The sequence below is a fragment of the Borborobacter arsenicus genome (genome assembly GCF_003934165.1).
GTDB lineage: Bacteria > Pseudomonadota > Alphaproteobacteria > Rhizobiales > Rhizobiaceae > Pseudaminobacter > Pseudaminobacter arsenicus.
This window is the reverse complement of record NZ_RKST01000011.1, coordinates 71,467-90,753: the sequence shown is the minus strand read 5'-3', so window position 1 is coordinate 90,753 and position 19,287 is coordinate 71,467. Positions and strand designations below refer to the sequence as shown.

Here is a 19,287-nt window from a genome sequence, read left to right as displayed (position 1 = left end):
GAAAGATGCCTCGCCGAATTGTGTGGCCGCAAGAATCGGCCCTCGCGCGGAACTGATACCGCCTCACGGCGGCAAAGTCATCGGGGCAATGGCAGAGGCAGAGCCGCCCTATTCCGCCGGCTCCACATTGGTGTAGGCGGCCTCCTCCAGTTCGCGCTTCAGCCGCGCCTGTTCCTCCACCTTCGGCGTGATGAAGCGGCCAAGCAGCAGATAGGCGACCGGCGTCAGGAACAATGTGGAGGCGGTGGCAAGGCCGAGCCCGCCGACGATGACCCAACCAAGCGCAATGCGCGCTTCGGCGCCCGCGCCAGAGGCCAGCACCAGCGGCATGCCGCCGAGCACGGTGCAGATCATGGTCATGACCACCGGGCGCAGGCGGATATTGGCCGCTTCCTCGATTGCCTGGCGCACATTCATGCCGCGGTCGCGCAGCTGGTTGGCAAATTCGACGATCAATATGCCGTTCTTGGCCATGATGCCGACCAGCATGACCAGCCCGATCTGGCTATAGGCATTGAGGCTCGTTCCCGTCATCAGCAGCGCGAACACCGCACAGGCCAACCCCAACGGCACCGTCGCCATGATGATGATGGCGCTGATGAAACTCTCGAACTGCGCCGCCAATACCAGAAGCACGATGACCAGCGCGAAACCGAAGACCATGAACATGCTGCTGCTGCTTTCGCCGAGGGTAGCGGCCTCCGCCAGCGGAATGATGCGGGCGCCTGCAGGCAAAAGCGGGGTGGCGATCTCCTCGGCGCGCTGAAGCGCATTGCCAAGCGCGAATTCCGGGGCGAGATTGGCGGTGATCGCCACCGAGCGCAATTGCTGCTCGCGCGCCAGCGACGGCGGCACTGCGCGCTCGACCAGCTTGGCGATGGTTGCCAAGGGCACGAAACGCCCATCCGCCGTCTTCAGGAAGATGTTTTCAAGGTCTGTCGGATCGTTGATCGGATTGGTGGTCGACACCAGCTTGACCTCGAAGCTGCGGTCATTGATGAAGACCTCGCCCACCTTGCGCCCGTCAAGCATCGCCTGGACCGCCTGGCTCAGACCGGTGATATTGATGCCGAGGTCCGAGGCACGCTCGCGGTCGATCGACACGGAAAGCTGCGGCTGCGTGGCATCAGTGGATAGCCGCGGCTGGCGGAAGCGCGGGTCCTTCTCCATTTCCGCCACGATCCTTGTCGCGGCGTCCCCCAGTTCCGCATAGCTGTTGGAGCCGATGATGGCGAATTGCAGCCCGTTGCCGGCGCCGCGAATGCCAAGGCTGTTGGGCGAAATCGGAAAGGCGCGCACGCCGGGCACCTGGCGCGTCAGCGCTTCGATGTCGGCCATGATCTGCTGCTGTGAGCGCTCACGCTGATCCCAGGGAGCAAGCGACATGACCATGAAGCCGCTATTGACTGCGCCGCCCGAGCCGGTGCTGGCGAAAGTGCTTTGGATCTCGCCTGAATCGCGCATCGGCTGGATCAGTTGTTCGATGCGGCGCATCTGCTGGGCGGTATAGTCGAGGCTGACGCCCTGCGGCGCCGAAATACGCATCAGCACCAGCGAGCGATCTTCTAACGGCGTCAGTTCCTGCCGGATCAGGCCAAATGCGCCATAGGCGGCGCCGGCAAACAGGATGGAGACGACGACCACGATGAGCGGCGCGTTCAGGCAGGCACGCAGGGCACCCCGATAGGTGCCGGCAAGCAGGCGTCCCAGCCGGGCGGCCAACCCCGCCCGTTTCTCGTCATGTTTTTCGGCGGCCGCGACAAGCATCCGGGAGGCCAGCATCGGGCAGAGCGACAGCGCCACAACGGCCGAAAGCAACACTGCCATCGCAAGCACGAAGCCGAATTCGCGGAACAGGCCGCCGGTCTGACCGGGCAAAAAGGACAGCGGCACGAAGACGGCCACCAGCGTCGCCGTGGTGGCGATGACGGCGAAGAACACTTCCTTGGTGCCAAGCACGGCCGCCGCGCGCGGGCCCATGCCCTCGTTGCGCCGGCGCACGATGTTTTCCAGCACCACAATCGCATCGTCGACGACAAGGCCGGTCGCCAGCACCAGCGCCAGCAGGGTGAGGATATTGATCGAAAAGCCGGTCAGATAGATCGCGGCGATGGTGCCGATCAGCGCGACCGGCATGGCCAGCCCCGGAATGAGGGTCGCGCGCCAGTCAAGCAGGAACAGGTAGATGATCAGGAGCACGATCGAGACCGACAGCATCAGCGCGATCTCGACCTCATGCACGGCGCCGTTGACGAAAATGGCGTCGTCGCTGGTCACCTTGATGCTCATGCCTTCGGGCAAGGTCTTCTGGATGTTTGCGGCGGCGGCGCGCACGCCCTCCGAGATGTCGAGCGTGTTGGACTGCGCCTGCCGCACGATGCCGAGACCGATACCGGTCTTGCCGTCCGAGCGCAGCCGCGACTGGCCGATATCGGGTCCGAGCGTCACGCTCGCCACGTCGCCCAGCCGGGTGCGTTCTCCGATCATCAGGCTTTCGAAGGCCTCCGGCGTGGTGACGGAAGCGGTGGCGCGCACGATGATGTTCTGGTCATTGGTGGTCAGCGCACCGGCCGGCGTATCCATGGAGATCGAGGCGAGCGCATTGCCGACATCGGCAATGGTCAGGCCGTGGCTGGAAAGCTTCGCCTGGTTGATGTCGATACGGAAGATCTTTTCGCGGTCGCCATAGATCTGGACATCGGCTACGCCCGGAACGGCCGAGAGCGCATCAATGATCTGGTCATCTATCAGGATGGTCATGTCCTCGACCGACATCGTGTCGGAGGTGACGGCCAGACGAAGAACGGCATCCGAATTGGCATCGGCCTTGACGATGCGCGGCGGATCGGCGTCCTCGGGCAGCTGGTTGGCGACCCGCCCGACCGCATCGCGCATGTCTGAGGCGGCGACGTCGAGATTTACCCCGTCGCCGAACTCCACTGTCACGCGGCTGCGCCCATAGGAAGAACTCGAGGAGATCGATTTCACGCCCGAAACGCGCGAAACAGCACCTTCCAGAACGGCGGTCAGCTCGCGGTCGATGGTCTCGGCGGCAGCGCCCGTATAATCGGCGGTAACGGTGATGACGGGGCGGTCGACGTCGGGCAGTTCACGGATTTCGACACCGAAAAAGGCAGCAAGGCCGGCCACGACGATCAGCGTGTTGATGACGAAGGCAAGGATCGGCCGGCGCACGAAAAGCGCCGTCATGCCATGTTCGTCGCCGCCATTTCGGGTTTCGGCCACCATGGTCTGAAACCTTAACTGCCGCTGCCCGAAGGCGCGGTTGCACCCACCGGTGTGCGCGGTTCGGCACCTGCAATCAGCAATTCGGCGCCGTCGCGCACGGCGTGGACCCCTTCGGTCACCACCAGATCGCCAACATTGATGGCGGCATCGACCAGCACGGTTTCGGAATTGCGCTGGACGATGCGCACCGGCGTGCGCCTGGCCTTGCCGTCATGGATGGCCCAGACGAAGGCCCCATCGGTGCCCCACTGGATCGCCAGCGGATCAACGGAGGCATAGACATCGCCGGGGAATCCCATTGCAACCTGGAACGACATGCCCGCCCGCAGCCTGTCGCTCACATTCTCGATACGCGCCTGGACCAGCAGCGTGCGGCTTTGTTCGTCAATGCGGTTGTCGATGGCACTGACGGCTCCGTCGAACACCTGTCCGGGGTGGGCGATCGGCGTGGCGGTCAGGCTCTGGCCAACGGTGATGGCGCCGGCAAAGCGTTCCGGCACCCAGAAATCGATGATGATGCTCGAACGGTCATCGATCGTGGCAATCGTGGTCTGCGTGGTGACATAGTTGCCGGCTTCGATCGGCAGGATACCGACAATGCCGGCAATGGGCGCCAGGATGGAGCGGCGCTGGAGCTTCAACTCTGCGTCGCGCACCGCCAGCCGGGCATTTTCCAGCACCACCTCGGCATCCGCGACCTGCACGCTCGTCACGGTGTTGGATTTGCGCAGCGCCGCGGCCCGGTCCACCTTGGCCTGCGCATCGGCAAGCGCCACCTTGGCGCGATCCAGCGCGATCTCTTCGGCTTCCGAATCGAGGCGAGCGATCACGGCTCCGGTCGTAACCTTGGCGCCCGACTGGACCGTCATTTCAGTCAGCCGGCCGGCCTCATAGGGGTTGACCGCGACCGAGGCATTGGCGCGTCCGGTGCCGATGGCCGAAAGGCGGTCATTGATCGTTGCCGAGCGCACTGGAGCCGTGACCACGGCTATCTGCGGGCCGCCTGCTCCGCGCCGATCTGCGCTCTCCTCGGGGGCGCCAGCCTTCGGCGTTGCGGCATTGGCCCATTCTATGCCCCAGCGGGCCAGGACCTCCGGCGCACCGGGGAAGAACCGCACCCAGGCCGCGGCGGCCACCACAAGGATGACGAGCAGGAAAAGAATCTGTTTCCAGGCGGCCATAGGCACTCCGGGTCTATCCACATTCTCGCGTCGGCCCGGCCTTCCATCGTCCCGAAAGGAAAGCGAATGGGAGCAACAGTCTAGGCGCAAAGCGCTGAAAAGTCAGTATCGCGCCTTTATGACCATTCAACTGCGCATTGGCACCTTAAATATCGGTAATTAAACGCGATCCATCACGATTCCGTGCTTTCGCGCCAGCGCTGATCAGCGCAGTTCCTCCATTTCGCGGATACGTCTTGCGCTCTCCGTCTCCAGTTCGCGCGTTGCCTCACCGATGAGCGCTTCGGCGACCACGAACAGGGCGGCAGACGAATCCCAGGCCGAAGGAACCGCCGTGCGCCCGGCAATGACATGACGGGCAAAGCGCGCGATGGGCGACAGCCACTGATCGGTGACAAGCACGATCTCGACCCCGCGCGCATGCGCCTTTTCGGCAAGGCGCAGCAGGCTGTCCTGATAGCGGCGAATGTCGAAGATCAGCAGCACGTCGCGCTTGCCCATGTCGATCAGGCGGTCGCGCCAGGTGCTCTCCTGTCCCGTCAGGTGAAACACATTCGGCCTGATGATGGTGAGATGGGCGGCAGTATAGCGCGCAACAGGGTCGGTGAAGCGGCCGCCGATCAGGAAGATCGTCGAGCGTGGCCGCGCAATCAGCGCCACTATGTCCCTGATCTGCTTATCGGAGACATGGCGGAAGGTCTCGCGGATATTCTGCAGCGTTGCCTCGATCACCGGCGAGGTCTTGCCCTGATCCGGCGTGGGCCGTACCGAGGTCCGCGACAGGGGCGATTGAAGCTGGGCTGCCAGCTCATCTTGCAAAGCAGCCTGGAATTCCGGATAGTTGTGAAAGCCGAGCCGCGACACGAAGCGCAGGATAGTCGGCGAACTGACACCAGCCTGTTGCGAAAAATCGGCAACCGTCTTGAGCCCGATCAGCGGGTAGTTGGCGATCAGCGTCTGGGCCGCCCGCCGTTCGCCCGCCGGCATTTCGCCCATTCGACCCGAGATCAGTTCGGCTACGCTCGATGCCATCGACACTTCTCCATGCTCTCTTGCCGGCCCGGCCGAAAACCCGTTTGACAAAACTTCGGAATGTGTATGAAATCATCCACGGAGACGCAAAGAATAAAAATACGTATCATAAATTACAGCGTCTGAGGGAAGCAGTTTTATGGGAATGGGCAGTTCTGCATCTGTCGACGGCGCGCATCCGGTTCATGTGACGAACCGGAGTGGCACCAGCCCCTATGTGGTCATCTGCGACCATGCCTCGAATTTCATTCCCGCCAAATTCACCGGTCTGGGCCTGTCGAAGGCCGATCTGGAGCGCCATATCGCCTGGGACCCCGGCGCGGCACCAGTTGCCAGGCAGATGGCGGGGATGCTGGATGCGACGCTGATCGAATCCGGCATTTCGCGCCTGGTCATCGATTGCAATCGTCCGCTCGATGCACCCGACCTGATCTCAACCGTCAGCGAAACCACCACCGTACCAGGCAACGCCGATCTGTCGCCCGCTGCAAGGCAGGAGCGTATCGACTGTTCCTGGCAGCCCTTTCACGACGCAATAGACGAGGTCGTTCGCGAGCGGCTGGACAAGGGCATCGAAACGCGATTGGTGACCATCCATTCCTTCACGCCCGTCTACAAGGCCGTCCAGCGCCCCTGGCACATCGGCATCATCCATGATGAGGACGAGCGCATTGCAGCCCCGCTGCTGAGGGCGCTCAGCGGAGTGCCCGGCATCAGTGTCGGTGCCAATGAACCCTATTCGCCTGCCGATCTGGTATATTTCACGCTGGAACGCCACGCCCGTTCACGCGGACTCGCCTGCGCCATGATCGAAATCCGCAACAATGAAATCGCCACGGAGTCAGGGCAGTTGCGTTGGGCCGAACTGCTTGGAACCATGCTCTCAGCCATCACCGTTTCCGCCGGTGATGCTCGTGACAACGTAAAGCAGCCCCTTCAACCAACCCGATAACTCGACAAGAAAGACCCGGATGGCTCAACTCTTTGTCAGATATGTCGACGCCCTCAACTACCGCGTTGGCCGGGTCGCGATGTATCTTTTCTTCATAATGGGCGCGATCCTGCTCGCGTCGACGATCTCACGGCTTGTCATCGGCATTCCCATTAACTGGGCGCTGGAAATGTCGCAGTTCCTGCTGTCGGCCTATTATCTGCTGGGCGGCGCCTATGCGCTCCAGATCGACCAGCATGTGCGCATGGACCTGTTCTACAGCCGGCTCTCGGCGCGCCGCCGCGCCGTCACAGACGCAATCACCATCCTCTTTGTGATCTTCTACCTGGCGGTGCTGTTTGGCGGCGGCCTGTCGAGCACGAACTACGCCATTGTCTATGGCCAGAAGAATTACACCGCCTGGGCCCCGCCCTTGTGGCCGATCAAGGTTGTGATGACGACCGGCATCTTCCTCATGCTGCTGCAGCTCATCTCCACCTTCATCAAGGATGTCGCCATCGCGCGCGGAAAGCCCATCGCATGAGTTCCGAATTCATCACCCTGTTCATGTTCGGCACCATGATGGTGCTGTTGATGACCGGCCAGCGCGTCTTCGGCGTCATCGGCTTTGTCGGCTCGGCGGCTGCGCTGTGGCTGTGGGGCCAGGGCTCGTTCGAGATGCCCTTCAATGCCTCGTTCCAGGTGTTGAACTGGTATCCGCTTATCACCGTGCCGTTCTTCGTCTTCATGGGTTACATGCTGTCGGAATCCGGCATCGCCTCCGGGCTTTACCGCATGTTCCATGTCTGGTTCGGTCCCGTGCGAGGCGGTCTTGCCCTTGGCACCATCGGCCTCATGGTGCTGATCGCCGCCTTGAACGGCCTGTCCGTTGCCGGCATGGCCATTGGCGCGACGATCGCGCTGCCGCAACTGCTCAAGCATGGCTACGACAAGGTGATGGTGACCGGTGTCATCCAGGCCGGGTCGTCGCTCGGCATCCTCATTCCGCCCAGCGTGGTCCTGGTGCTTTACGCCATGATCGCCCGCCAGCCGGTGCTGGACCTGTGGCTTGCCGGCGTCGGCCCCGGCCTGTTGATGGCGGTCATTTTCGGCGGCTATGTCTATATACGCTGCCTCTTGCAGCCCGAAATCGGCCCGGCCCTGCCGGCCGAAGAGAGGGCGCAGATCACCCGCGCCGAAAAATTCGCCCTGTTGCGGCAAGGCATCCTGCCGCTCGCCATCTTCTTCGTCATGATGGGCCTGTTCATGTCCGGCACCACGAGCCTCGTGGAAAGCTCGGTCGTGGGCGCCCTGCTCTCGATGCTGGCCGCCTGGTGGGCGGGAAACCTAAACTGGAAGGTGTTCGAGGATTCGACCCGCAACACGCTCGGCATCTCATGCATGTTCATGTGGATCATCCTGGGCGCGCTCTGCTTCAGCTCGGTCTATGACGGTCTCGGCGCGGTCAAGGCAGTCAAGACGCTGATGCTCGACACCTGGGAATTCTCGCCCTGGACGATCCTCATCCTGATGCTGTTCTCGTTCATCGTCATGGGCATGTTCCTCGACGATACGGCGATGCTGGTCATTGTCGCGCCGCTTTACATCCCGCTGGTCATAAGCCTTGGCTTCAGCCCGATCTGGTTCGGCATCCTCTACACCATCACTTGCCAGATCGCGTACATAACGCCGCCCTTTGGCTACAACCTTTTCCTCATGCGGGCCATGGCGCCGCCCGAGGTCACGCTGATGGATATCTATCGCTCCATCATCCCCTTCTTCTTCTTGATGGTGCTGTCGCTCGCGATCATCATGATCTTTCCGCAGATCGCGCTGTGGCTGCCTCAAGTCTATTCGGGCAGGTGAGGGCAACCGGCAATGAGCATTCAAGAAAAACAGAAAAAGGGGGACGATGCATAACAGGCCGAGCCACCGGGGGGCGGGTGTTCCACCACCAGCAAAATCCAACTCTTACGCATGATGGGAGAAATCTGAGATGACAGACAAAGCTATGATCAACAAACGCGATTTCCTGCGCAAATCGATCCTGACAGGTGCTGGTGCCGTGGGTGCCACCGCACTGGCCACGCCCTACGTCAAGGCGCAAAGCCAGATCAAGTGGCGCTTGCAGACCTATGCGGGTCCGGCTCTTGCCGAACATGTCATCAAGAATTCGATCGACTGGTTCAACAAGGCCGCCAATGGCGAGATGGTGATCGAACTCTACACCGCCGACCAGCTCGTGCCACAGGGCGAATTGTTCCGCGCCGTTCAATCGGGAACCATCGATGCGGCGCAGAGCGATGACGACTCGGCTGCGGCTCCTGTCGACGTGAAGGTGTTCGGTGCCTACTTTCCGCTCGCCTCGCGCTACTCGCTCGACGTTCCGGCGCTATGGCACTGGCATGGCCTCAAGGAAATCTGGGAAGAGGCTTACGCCGAGATACCGGGCGTCACCTGGCTAAGCTCCGGCGCATGGGATCCCTGCAACTTCGGCACCACCAAGCCGATCAATTCGTTGGCCGACCTCAAGGGCCTGCGCGTCTACACCTTCCCGACCGGCGGTCAGTTCCTGTCGAAGTTCGGCGTCGTGCCGGTGTCGCTGCCTTACGAGGATGTCGAGCCCGCGATCCAGACCGGCGAGCTCGACGGCGTGTGCTGGTGCGGCATCACCGAAATGCACACGGTTGGCTGGGCCAACGTCCTGAAATACTACCTGACCAACCCGGTGTCGGGCGCGTGGGCCGGCTCCTACTTCGTCAACACTGACAAGTGGAATGCCGTTCCCGAGCATCTGCAGCAGCTCTACCGCCTGGCGATCGACAGCTCACACTACTATCGCCAGCACTGGTACTGGGCAGGCGAAGCCAAGTACCGCAACGAGGGCAAGCTGGAACTGACGACGGTCCCGGCGGCCGAGTGGAAGCAGGTGGAAGACGAAGCCTTCAAGTTCTGGGACGAGGTGGCCAGTCAGAGCCCGCGCGCCGCGAAGGTCGTCGACATCATCAAGAAGTACAATGAGTCGATGGTGAAGGCTGGGGCACCCTATCGCTACAGCTGAGGGCGGGGCTGACCGATCCTGAGGAGTTAGGGCGCGAGAAGAACAAGGCAAAGTCGCCGCGCCCCAGACCCGACCCGGCCGCGATTGCGCGGCCGGGTCGACCTGTTGAACCTTCGATGCGCCGATTGCGGCGGAGTGGAAAATGGCCGGAAATCTTACATTCGATCAGTTGAAAAAAGCGGTTGCCGACGGTGCCATCGACACGGTGCTGGTTTGTGCCGTCGACATGCAGGGCAGGCTCATCGGCAAGCGGTTCCTGGCCAGCTTCTTCGTGCAGTCCGGCTATGAGGAAACCCACGCCTGCAACTACCTGATGGCCGACGACATCGATATGGAGCCGGTGCCGGGCTACAAGGCGGCAAGCTGGTCGAAGGGCTATGGCGATTTCGTCATGAAGCCCGACCTGTCGACGCTGCGCCTCGTGCCCTGGCTGGAAAAGACGGCGCTGGTCATCTGCGACGTGCTCGGCCATCACGACCATGACGACCTGCCGCATTCGCCCCGCGCCGTGCTGCGCAAGCAGTTGCGCCGGCTCGAACAGCGCGGCTTCCTCGCCTATTTCGCCTCGGAACTCGAATTCTATCTGTTCGACGAGACCTATGACACCGCGCGGGCAAAGCATTGGCGCGGGCTCGATACCGCTTCCCCCTATATCGGCGACTATCTGATCGCCATCACCAGCAAGGAAGAAGCCTATATGCGCCGGCTGCGCAACGAGATGGATGCGGCCGATATTCCGATCGAGAATTCCAAGGGCGAATGGGGACCCGGCCAGGAGGAGATCAATTTCCGCTATGGCGAGGCGCTGGAAACGGCCGACCGCCATGTCATCCTGAAGAACGGTGCCAAGGAAATCGCCCACCAGATGGGCAAATCCGTCTGCTTCATGGCGAAATACCATTACGAGCTTGCCGGCAATTCCAGCCATATCCACAACTCGCTGTGGAGCGCCGACGGCAAGACACCGCTCTTCCTCGACAGGCAAGGCCCCTACGGGCTCTCCGAACTCGGCCGGCAATGGTCAGCCGGGCAGCTCAAATATGCCAAGGACTACACTTGGTTCCTCGCGCCATACGTCAATTCCTACAAGCGCTTCCAGGCCGGCACCTTCGCCCCCACCAAGATCATGTGGAGCGACGACAACCGCACCGCAGGCTTCCGGCTCTGCGGCCAGGGCTCAAAGGCGGTACGCATGGAGTGCCGCATCGGCGGTGCCGATCTCAACCCCTATCTTGCCTTCGCAGCGCTGATCGCGGCAGGCCTTGCGGGCATTGACGAGAAGCTGGAGCTGGAAACGCCCTTCGTCGGCGACGCCTATGAGGCCGCCGGCCTGCAGGAAATTCCCAAGACGCTGCGCGACGGCATCGGCACCATGGCCGGCTCCGAAATGCTGAAGGCGGCTTTTGGCGAAGACGTGGTGGAGCATTATGTGCACACCGCGCGCTGGGAGCAGATGGAATATGACCGCTGCATAACCGATTGGGAACTGCATCGCGGTTTCGAGCGGTATTGAGTTTAAGACGACGTCCACGACCCCAAGTGGCGTTTCATAGAATAAGGAATCCTGCCATGACCGATACGGTCAAACTCAAATCCCCCATCGACGGTTCGATCTATGCCGAGCGGCCGGTCGCCACCGACCAGGCACTCAATGCCGCCGTCGAACGCGCCCGCGCCGCACAGGTCGCGTGGGCGCAGATCTCGATCGCCGAGCGTGGCAAATACATGCTGGCCATGCTGGAAAACCTCGTCGCCATGACCGACGAGATCGTGCCGGAAATCGCCTGGCAGATGGGCCGCCCGATCCGCTATGGCGGCGAATTCGGCGGCGTGCGCGAGCGCACCCAATATATGGTCGAGATCGCCGAACAGGCGCTGAAGCCGGTGATAGCCTCCAACCCCAAAGACGGCTTCCGCCGCTATGTGAAGAAGGACCCGCTCGGCGTCGTCATGGTGATCGCGCCGTGGAACTATCCTTATCTTACCGCCGTCAACACCATTGTGCCGGCGCTGATGGCGGGTTCGACGGTGATCCTGAAACACGCCGCGCAGACCCTGTTGGTGGGCGAGCGCTTCGCCCAGGCCTTCGAAAAGGCCGGCCTGCCCAAGGGCGTGTTCCAGAACCTCGTGCTCAACCATGCCCAGACCGAGAAGCTGCTGGCCTCGGGCAAGATCGACCATGTCAATTTCACCGGCTCGGTCGCGGGCGGCCGTGCCATCGAGAAGGCGGCTGCCGGCACATTCATGACGCTCGGCCTCGAACTTGGCGGCAAGGACCCGGCCTATGTGTTGCCGGATGCCAAGCTCGACCACGCCGTCGCCAATCTGGTCGACGGCGCCTTCTTCAATTCCGGGCAGTGCTGCTGCGGCATTGAGCGCGTCTATGTGCATGAGAAGGTCTATGACGAATTCGTCGAGGGCTTCGTTGCCGAGACGAAGAACTATGTCGTCGGCAATCCGCTGGAACAGGCCACCACCATGGGACCGATGGCACAGGCGCGCTTTGCCGATCTGATCCGCGAGCAGAAGGCCGAGGCGCTGCGCAAGGGCGCCACGTCCCACATCGACATGAAGGTCGATCAGGACAAGGCCGGCTCGCCCTATCTCGCGCCCGAAGTGCTCACCAATGTCGACCATCAGATGTCGGTGATGCGCGAGGAAAGCTTTGGACCGATCGTCGGCATCATGAAGGTGCGCAACGACGAGGAGGCGATCGCGCTGATGAATGACAGCCCCTATGGCCTCACCGCCTCCATCTGGACCGCCGACACCGAACATGCCGTCACCATCGGCGACCGCGTCGAAACCGGCACCGTGTTCATGAACCGCTGCGACTATCTCGATCCGGCGCTGGTGTGGACGGGCGTGAAGGACACCGGCAAGGGCGCCGCGCTTTCTGCCATCGGCTACGACAATCTGACGAGGCCGAAGAGCTATCACCTCAGGGAGGAGATCTAACTCTCGCCAATGCAATTCGACCCCCTCTCCGCCTCGCTATGCTCGGCACCTCTCCCCTGATCGACGGGGGAGAGGATGCGGCGGCCGCGACCTTGGCGCTTATCCTCTCCCCCACGAAGTGGGGAGAGGTGTCGAGGCGAAGGCGAGACGGAGAGGGGGATGTTTCACTCCATCGCTAGAGAAATTGCCATGACCACCCTCGTCTCCAAATGGAACTATCCCACCACCGTCCGTTTCGGCGCCGGCCGCATTTCCGAACTGCCGGATGCGCTTTCCGCGACCGGCATTTCCAACCCGCTTTTCGTCACAGATCCGGGGCTCGCCAGCCTGCCTGTGGTGGCCAGCACGCTGAAGATCCTCGCCGATGCCAAGGTGCCCTATGGCGTCTTTTCGGACGTCAAGCCGAACCCGGTCGAGTCCAACCTCACCGCGGGCATCGCCGCCTTCAAGCAGGGCAAGCATGACGGCGTCATCGCGTTCGGTGGCGGCTCGGCGCTCGATCTCGGCAAGCTGATCGCCTTCCAGGCCGGCCAGACCCGGCCGGTCTGGGACTTCGAGGATATCGGCGACTGGTGGACGCGCGCCGATGCCGACGCCATCGTGCCGATCGTCGCCGTGCCCACCACCGCCGGCACCGGCTCGGAAGTCGGCCGCGCCGGCGTTGTCACCCATGAGGCAACGCACACCAAGAAGGTGATCTTCCATCCGAAGATGCTACCGCAGATCGTCATTGCCGATCCGGAACTCACTGTGGGCATGCCGCCCTTCATCACCGCCGGCACCGGCATGGACGCACTGGCTCATTGCCTGGAAGCCTATTGCGCGCCCGGCTATCACCCGATGGCCGACGGCATCGCGGTCGAGGGCGTCAGGTTGGTGCTTGAAAACCTGCCAAAGGTCTTCGCCAATGGCAGCGATCTCACCGCCCGCGCGCATATGATGTCGGCTGCGGCCATGGGCGCCACCGCCTTCCAGAAGGGCCTCGGCGCGATCCACTCGCTGTCGCATCCGATCGGCGCCCTCTACGACACCCATCACGGCATGACCAATGCGGTCTTCATGCCCTATGTGCTGGCCAACAACCGCGACGCCATCGAGGAACGCATTGTCCGGCTCGCGGCCTATTGCGGCATTGAAGGCGGCTTCGACGGCTTTGCCGCCACCATCCGCAAGCTGCGCGCGGATTTGAAGGTCCCCAACACACTTGGCGGCCTCATCAAGGACCTCGCCATGGACGACGCACGCAAGGATCTCATCGCCGAAATGGCGATCGTCGATCCGACTGCGGGTGGCAATCCGATCCCCCTGACCAAGCAGATGGCGCTGGACCTGCTGAACAAGGCCATTTCCGGCGAGAACTGACCCAGCGTAAGCGTTTGTTTAGCCGGAAAACGACCTCCCTCGATTGCCGCAACCGATTAAAAGGAGTTTACTTTTCCGGCTGCACTCCTCGTCCTTTCCGGCATTCATCCGACTGTCACAGGAAGCGGCTAACCGCATCGCAGGCGCCCGCCGGCGCCGGTTCAACGGAGCAAGCAAATGTTCAAGTTTACGGGAAAAATCCTTTCCCTCACGGCTGCGGCCCTGATGGTCTCCACCGCCGTTTCATCCGCGCAGAATCTCGATGAACTGATCGCCGCCGCCAAGGCGGAAGGCACGCTGACCACTGTCGCCCTGCCGCATAGCTGGTGCAATTACGGCGAGGTGATCTCCTCCTTCAAGGAGAAATACGGCATCGAGGTCAACGAGCTCAATCCGGATGCCGGCTCGGCCGACGAGATCGAGGCGATCAAGGCCAACAAGGGCAATACCGGTCCGCAGGCTCCCGACGTGATCGATGTCGGCTATGCCTTCGGCCCCTCGGCAAAGGCAGAAGGCCTGACCCAGCCCTACAAAGTCTCCACCTGGGACACGATCCCCAACGAGGTGAAGGACCCTGAAGGCCATTGGTATGGCGACTATTATGGCGTGCTCGCCTTCATGGTGAACACCGACATCGTCAAGAACGTGCCGAAGGACTGGTCGGACCTGCTCAAGCCCGAATATGCCAACAGCGTCGCGCTGTCGGGCAATCCGCTTGGCGATAATCAGGCAATCCTTGCCGTGCAGGCGGCGGGTCTTGCCGCAGGTGCTGCATCGGGCGCACCGGCTGCCGAGGCCGGCCTGAAATATTTCGCCGAACTCAACAAGGCCGGTAATTTCGTGCCGGTCACGGCACGCACCGGCACGCTGGCTCAGGGCGCCACCCCGATCGTCGTTTATTGGGATTACAACGCGCTTTCCGGCAAGGACGAATTGAAAGACAACCCGCCGGTCGAAGTGGTGGTTCCGGCCTCGGGCGTCATCGCCGGCGTCTATGTGCAGGCGATCAGCGCTTATGCACCGCATCCCAACGCCGCCAAGCTGTGGATGGAGCATCTCTATTCCGACGAGGGCCAGCTTCTGTGGCTGAAGGGCTATTGCCACCCGATCCGCTTCAACGATCTGGCCAAGAACGGCAAGATCCCGCAGGACCTGCTCGACAAGATGCCGCCGGCCGCCGCCTATGAAAAGGCCGTGTTCCCGACGCTGGAAGAGCAGGCTGCCGCCAAGGAAGTGATTTCCAAGGATTGGAGCGGCGTCGTCGGCGCCAACGTCCAGTAACGGACAGGCGGCCTCCCCGCCCTTGGAGACTGGGAGGCCGCGAATCCATCATGGCCCATCAGGACGTCCTTGCCGCGCACCCAATAAGAGCACGCCGCCGGTTGCCATTGGATTGGCTCGGCATCGTGCCCTTTGCCGCATTCGCCCTCCTGTTCCTGATCCTGCCGACGCTCAATCTCATCGCGGGCGCCTTTCAGGACCGGGATGGCGCCTTCACGCTGCAGAACATCGTCAACCTGTTCACGCCGTCGATCATGGCGGCCTATTGGATTTCGATAAAGGTCAGCCTCGCCTCGGCATTGATCGGCGGCTTCATGGGCTTCGTCATGGCAGCGACCGTCACCATAGGCGGCCTGCCCGGCTGGGTTCGCTCACCGCTGATGACATTTGCCGGCGTCGCCTCCAATTTCGCCGGCATTCCGCTCGCCTTCGCCTTCCTCGCGACCCTCGGGCGCACCGGCCTTCTCACCGCCTTCCTGATGAATGTCTTCGGCTTCAACCTCTACTCCACGGGCTTCAACCTGCTGAGCTTCTGGGGCCTGACCATCACCTATCTGTTTTTCCAGATCCCGCTGATGATCCTCATCATCACCCCCGCCCTTGACGGGCTGAAGAAGGAATGGGCCGAGGCCGCCGCCAGCCTCGGCGCGTCAAGGCTGCAATATTGGCGCATGGTTGCGCTGCCGATCCTGTGGCCGGCGCTGCTCGGCACCATCGTGCTGCTTTTCGCCAATGCCTTCGGCGCGGTCGCCACCGCCTATGCGCTGACCGGCTCGTCGCTCAACATCGTGCCGATCGTGCTGTTCACGCAGATCCGCGGCGACGTGCTTCAGGACCCCAATCTCGGCTATGCGCTCGCCTTCGGCATGATCGTGATCACCGGCGTCTCCAACGGCATCTATATCTGGCTCAGGGCACGAGCCGAAAGGTGGCTGCGATGAGGACAAACCGCGCCGTCTCCTGGGTCCTGCTGGCGCTTGGCTGCCTCTATTTCGTGCTGCCGCTGATCGGCATGGTCGAGTTCTCGCTGCGCATGCGGCGCGGCGTCTACAGCCTCGACGCCTATTGGGTGGTGCTGGCCGATCCGAAGTTCCAGTCAACCTTCGCCTATTCTGTCGTCGTGGGGCTGCTCACCATCGTCGTCGGCATTTTCATCGTGGTGCCGACCGCCTATTGGGTGCGGCTGCGCCTGCCGGGCCTGCGTCCCTATGTCGAATTCGTCACGCTGCTGCCGCTGGTCATTCCCGCCATCGTGGTCGTCTTCGGCTATATCCGCCTCTACAACACCTCCTCATTCCTGCCGCTGACCGGCTCGGCGACCGGCACCAACATATTGCTGGTATTCGGCTATGTGATGCTCGCTTTGCCCTATATGTATCGCGCCGTCGATACGGGCTTAAGGACCATCGACGTGCGTACGCTGACCGAGGCGGCACAGATTCTCGGTGCCGGCTGGGGCACGATCATCGCCCGCATCATCCTGCCCAATGTGTTGCTTGCCGTTCTTTCCGGCGCCTTCCTGACCTTTGCCATCGTGATCGGCGAATTTACCATGGCCGCGTTGCTCAACCGGCCGGCCTTCGGCCCCTATCTGCAATTCATCGGCGCCAACCGCGCCTATGAGCCGGCGGCACTGGCGGTGATCGCCTTCGTCATCACCTGGGCCTGCATGGCCATGATCCAGATCGTCTCGAGGTTCGCGCCCAAGACCTCGAGCCGCTCGAACTGAACAGAAAGCCACCGATGACCGAAGCGTTTCTCAGTATCCAGCATGTCCGCAAGGCGTTCGGCTCGACCGTGGTGGTGCAGGATTTCAATCTCGACGTCGCGCCCGGCGAATTCATCTCCTTTCTGGGGCCGAGCGGCTGCGGCAAGACCACCATGCTGCGCATTGTCGCCGGCTTCGAGGAACCGAGCGCCGGCCGCATCGTGATCGGCGGCAAGGACGTCACCAATCTCAAGCCCAACCAGCGCAATATCGGCATGGTGTTCCAGGCCTATGCGCTGTTTCCCAATCTCACCGTGGCGCAGAACATCGCCTTCGGCCTCAAGGTCGCCGGCACGCCCAAGGCCGAAAGTGATGCGCGGGTGGCCGAAATGCTCGGCATCATCAAATTGCCGGAATTCGCCGACCGCTACCCCTACCAGCTCTCCGGCGGCCAGCAGCAGCGCGTGGCGCTGGCCCGCGCGCTCGCCGCACGGCCGAAGCTTTTGCTGCTCGACGAGCCGCTGTCGGCACTCGACGCCAAGGTCCGGCTGTCGCTGCGCGATGAGATCAGGCAGATTCAGAAGAAGCTCGGCATCACCACCATCTTCGTCACCCATGACCAGGAAGAGGCATTGTCCATGTCGGACCGTATCGTGGTCATGCATGACGGCCATGCCGAGCAGGTCGGCACGCCCTTCGAGATCTATAATCGCCCCGCAACCCGTTTCGTCGCCAATTTCGTCGGCACGCTGAACGTCCTGGACGGGGTGGTGATCGACCCTATCGCCGCCACGGTGCGGATCGGCGAGCGCGAAATTACACTTCGCAACGGTGCGCTCGGCGCGGCCAGTGCGGGCGACGCAGTATCGCTGGCGCTTCGGCCCGAAGCCATCGTACTTGGCAGGCAGCCGGGCCGCGATGCAAGCCTTTCCGGCCAGATCGCCGATGTCAGCTTTCTTGGCTCCGTCATAAGGGTGAAGGTCGGGGTCGGCCAGAATGCCGTTTCGCTCGACACTTTCAACAATTCATCCGCCCAACCGCCCATTGTCGGCGATCAGACCGAAATCAGCTTTTCCGCAAGCGATCTCCTCGTCCTGCACTGAAGCCGGCCGCTACAGCGTCGGGCCGAAAAGCGGAATCCGGTTTTCGGAATATTCCGGTGCTCAATCAAAGTGTTAGAGCGTCCTTTGTGCGCCTCACTAGACGCACAATGCTCTAAGAATGCGCGCTACCTCTTAGGCACACCCATGGAACGCGCAAACCTTCGACCAACGGTCTGATGGCGCATCGGCGCTACCTCATTCGAGGCAGCAGAGATGACAAAGGTACTCCTCTTTCTCAAATTGCCAGTTCGGACCTCCCTCGCCACAGTCCGGGTTTGGCGAGGGACGCGTGGCCGGATGAGTTCAAAAGAGCATCTCTATGGGCTTGATCTTCTGAGGATTGTAGCGGCAATTCTGGTTCTTCTGAACCATTTCGCACTGTTCGGATGGGCGACTCCCAATGGCGCCGCCCAGGGCGATGCGGTAGCCTTCGCCTATCTTGAACCCTTTGCCGTCGTTGGCGCCATCGGGGTGGAGATATTCTTCGTCATATCCGGCTTCGTCATCGCCCTCAGCACCATAAATGCGACGCCATCGCAATTCCTCCGGCACCGCATCATCAGGGTGTTTCCAGCGCTATGGATATGCGGCTTCGTCGCCTTGGCCGCGCGGGCAGCCGGCGGCGAGGAGATGACAACGCTTGCCATGGACTATGCCCGCAGCGCCGTGCTGTCGCCGATCGGCCCCTATATTGACGGCGTGATCTGGACACTGGTCGTGGAGGCCGTGTTCTATGGCGTCATCTTCCTTGCAATGGTCTTCCACAAGCTCATCACCCTGGAATGGGTTGCCCTCATACTCGGTCTTTCCAGTTCCCTCTTCATCACAGTCTTTCTCTATTTCTATGCAATGAGCCTGACCTATGGCGAGTCGGACATCTACGATCTCTTGCGCCGGTTCCCGTTCAAAGTCGTGCTGCTCAGGCACGGCGTGTTCTTTGCCATCGGCATATTGATCTATTCGATCTTCCAGAAAGGTTTCACCCGTGAAAAGGCAGCCTATATCGCGGCTTTCTGCGTCTTCGGCCTGATCGAAATCGCCATATCCTACGGCGCGGCCGAAAAAGTCGTGCCCATGCTGCTCATCTGGCTGTTCGCGCTGGTCGTCATCATCGCCAGCGTGCGCCATGCAAGGGCGATACAGGAGTTCTTCCACACCAGCCACAACTCGGTGCGCAATCTCGGCCGGCTCAGCTACCCCCTATATCTGAGCCACTATTCGCTCGGTATGGTGCTGGTACCCCTGCTGGCAGGCCTGGGATTGGCACGCATAAACGTCCTCGCACTATCGCTCTTCATCGTGTTCGCGACGAGCTGGACGGTGATGTACTGGCCCGAGGCGATGATGCAGCGCTATCTGCGGACGGTCCTCTTCCGGGTGAAACGCGGTCCGGTCGAATTGGCCGGCAGGGTAAGCTGAAT

General features: G+C 61.8%; 15 protein-coding genes. 12 read left to right on the top strand and 3 right to left on the bottom strand.

Going from position 1 to position 19,287, the window contains the following annotated elements; translation table 11 throughout:
• Window positions 1-108: 108 nt before the first annotated feature.
• From EET67_RS15200 to EET67_RS15190, 3 genes are all read right to left on the bottom strand, one after another.
• Window positions 109-3,249, bottom strand: a complete 3,141-nt coding sequence (locus EET67_RS15200) for an efflux RND transporter permease subunit (RefSeq protein WP_170313235.1) — start codon at window positions 3,247-3,249, stop codon at window positions 109-111.
• 11 nt (window positions 3,250-3,260) lie between these two features.
• A complete protein-coding gene (locus EET67_RS15195; RefSeq protein WP_128627044.1) occupies window positions 3,261-4,430 on the bottom strand; it encodes an efflux RND transporter periplasmic adaptor subunit in 1,170 nt (389 codons plus the stop codon).
• 204 nt (window positions 4,431-4,634) lie between these two features.
• Window positions 4,635-5,462 (bottom strand): MurR/RpiR family transcriptional regulator, encoded by an 828-nt coding sequence (locus EET67_RS15190; RefSeq protein ID WP_128627043.1) that lies wholly within the window; start codon window positions 5,460-5,462, stop codon window positions 4,635-4,637.
• Window positions 5,463-5,601: 139 nt separating this feature from the next.
• Between EET67_RS15190 and EET67_RS15185 the strand changes: the two genes are divergently transcribed.
• The 12 genes from EET67_RS15185 (at window position 5,602) to EET67_RS15130 (ending at window position 19,285) form a co-directional block, all read left to right on the top strand.
• A complete protein-coding gene (locus EET67_RS15185; protein ID WP_128627042.1) occupies window positions 5,602-6,414 on the top strand; it encodes an N-formylglutamate amidohydrolase in 813 nt (270 codons plus the stop codon).
• Window positions 6,415-6,433: 19 nt separating this feature from the next.
• Window positions 6,434-6,937 carry a TRAP transporter small permease subunit gene (locus tag EET67_RS15180; RefSeq protein WP_245450936.1) on the top strand — a complete coding sequence of 168 codons (504 nt, stop codon included), beginning with the start codon at window positions 6,434-6,436 and terminating at the stop codon, window positions 6,935-6,937.
• Window positions 6,934-8,259 (top strand): TRAP transporter large permease, encoded by a 1,326-nt coding sequence (locus EET67_RS15175; RefSeq protein WP_128627041.1) that lies wholly within the window; start codon window positions 6,934-6,936, stop codon window positions 8,257-8,259. Before EET67_RS15180 ends, EET67_RS15175 begins: the two co-directional genes overlap by 4 nt.
• A gap of 130 nt (window positions 8,260-8,389) precedes the next feature.
• The gene (locus EET67_RS15170) at window positions 8,390-9,454 is read left to right on the top strand and encodes a TRAP transporter substrate-binding protein (protein ID WP_128627040.1); all 1,065 of its coding nucleotides are present in this window, start codon (window positions 8,390-8,392) and stop codon (window positions 9,452-9,454) included.
• A gap of 142 nt (window positions 9,455-9,596) precedes the next feature.
• Window positions 9,597-10,967 (top strand): glutamine synthetase family protein, encoded by a 1,371-nt coding sequence (locus tag EET67_RS15165; protein ID WP_128627039.1) that lies wholly within the window; start codon window positions 9,597-9,599, stop codon window positions 10,965-10,967.
• Between the two features lie 56 nt (window positions 10,968-11,023).
• The gene (locus tag EET67_RS15160) at window positions 11,024-12,412 is read left to right on the top strand and encodes an aldehyde dehydrogenase family protein (protein WP_128627038.1); all 1,389 of its coding nucleotides are present in this window, start codon (window positions 11,024-11,026) and stop codon (window positions 12,410-12,412) included.
• Between the two features lie 189 nt (window positions 12,413-12,601).
• Window positions 12,602-13,774 (top strand): iron-containing alcohol dehydrogenase, encoded by a 1,173-nt coding sequence (locus EET67_RS15155; protein ID WP_128627037.1) that lies wholly within the window; start codon window positions 12,602-12,604, stop codon window positions 13,772-13,774.
• Between the two features lie 177 nt (window positions 13,775-13,951).
• Window positions 13,952-15,055, top strand: coding sequence for an ABC transporter substrate-binding protein (locus EET67_RS15150; protein ID WP_128627036.1), 1,104 nt, complete (start codon window positions 13,952-13,954; stop codon window positions 15,053-15,055).
• A gap of 50 nt (window positions 15,056-15,105) precedes the next feature.
• The gene (locus EET67_RS15145; RefSeq protein WP_128627035.1) at window positions 15,106-15,996 is read left to right on the top strand and encodes an ABC transporter permease; all 891 of its coding nucleotides are present in this window, start codon (window positions 15,106-15,108) and stop codon (window positions 15,994-15,996) included.
• Window positions 15,993-16,784, top strand: coding sequence for an ABC transporter permease (locus EET67_RS15140; RefSeq protein ID WP_128627034.1), 792 nt, complete (start codon window positions 15,993-15,995; stop codon window positions 16,782-16,784). The genes EET67_RS15145 and EET67_RS15140 overlap by 4 nt, the downstream gene beginning before the upstream one ends.
• A 14-nt stretch (window positions 16,785-16,798) precedes the next feature.
• Window positions 16,799-17,866, top strand: a complete 1,068-nt coding sequence (locus tag EET67_RS15135) for an ABC transporter ATP-binding protein (protein ID WP_128627033.1) — start codon at window positions 16,799-16,801, stop codon at window positions 17,864-17,866.
• Between the two features lie 297 nt (window positions 17,867-18,163).
• The gene (locus EET67_RS15130; RefSeq protein ID WP_165899918.1) at window positions 18,164-19,285 is read left to right on the top strand and encodes an acyltransferase family protein; all 1,122 of its coding nucleotides are present in this window, start codon (window positions 18,164-18,166) and stop codon (window positions 19,283-19,285) included.
• Window positions 19,286-19,287: the final 2 nt, after the last annotated feature.

What these genes read in the sequence shown, in the direction of transcription:
- EET67_RS15200 (WP_170313235.1), bottom strand. Translation starts at nt 3,249, where the DNA reads ATGGTGGCCGAAACCCGAAATGGCGGCGACGAACATGGCATGACGGCG.
- EET67_RS15195 (WP_128627044.1), bottom strand. Translation starts at nt 4,430, where the DNA reads ATGGCCGCCTGGAAACAGATTCTTTTCCTGCTCGTCATCCTTGTGGTG.
- EET67_RS15190 (WP_128627043.1), bottom strand. Translation starts at nt 5,462, where the DNA reads ATGGCATCGAGCGTAGCCGAACTGATCTCGGGTCGAATGGGCGAAATG.
- EET67_RS15185 (WP_128627042.1), top strand. Translation starts at nt 5,602, where the DNA reads ATGGGAATGGGCAGTTCTGCATCTGTCGACGGCGCGCATCCGGTTCAT.
- EET67_RS15180 (WP_245450936.1), top strand. Translation starts at nt 6,434, where the DNA reads ATGGCTCAACTCTTTGTCAGATATGTCGACGCCCTCAACTACCGCGTT.
- EET67_RS15175 (WP_128627041.1), top strand. Translation starts at nt 6,934, where the DNA reads ATGAGTTCCGAATTCATCACCCTGTTCATGTTCGGCACCATGATGGTG.
- EET67_RS15170 (WP_128627040.1), top strand. Translation starts at nt 8,390, where the DNA reads ATGACAGACAAAGCTATGATCAACAAACGCGATTTCCTGCGCAAATCG.
- EET67_RS15165 (WP_128627039.1), top strand. Translation starts at nt 9,597, where the DNA reads ATGGCCGGAAATCTTACATTCGATCAGTTGAAAAAAGCGGTTGCCGAC.
- EET67_RS15160 (WP_128627038.1), top strand. Translation starts at nt 11,024, where the DNA reads ATGACCGATACGGTCAAACTCAAATCCCCCATCGACGGTTCGATCTAT.
- EET67_RS15155 (WP_128627037.1), top strand. Translation starts at nt 12,602, where the DNA reads ATGACCACCCTCGTCTCCAAATGGAACTATCCCACCACCGTCCGTTTC.
- EET67_RS15150 (WP_128627036.1), top strand. Translation starts at nt 13,952, where the DNA reads ATGTTCAAGTTTACGGGAAAAATCCTTTCCCTCACGGCTGCGGCCCTG.
- EET67_RS15145 (WP_128627035.1), top strand. Translation starts at nt 15,106, where the DNA reads ATGGCCCATCAGGACGTCCTTGCCGCGCACCCAATAAGAGCACGCCGC.
- EET67_RS15140 (WP_128627034.1), top strand. Translation starts at nt 15,993, where the DNA reads ATGAGGACAAACCGCGCCGTCTCCTGGGTCCTGCTGGCGCTTGGCTGC.
- EET67_RS15135 (WP_128627033.1), top strand. Translation starts at nt 16,799, where the DNA reads ATGACCGAAGCGTTTCTCAGTATCCAGCATGTCCGCAAGGCGTTCGGC.
- EET67_RS15130 (WP_165899918.1), top strand. Translation starts at nt 18,164, where the DNA reads ATGAGTTCAAAAGAGCATCTCTATGGGCTTGATCTTCTGAGGATTGTA.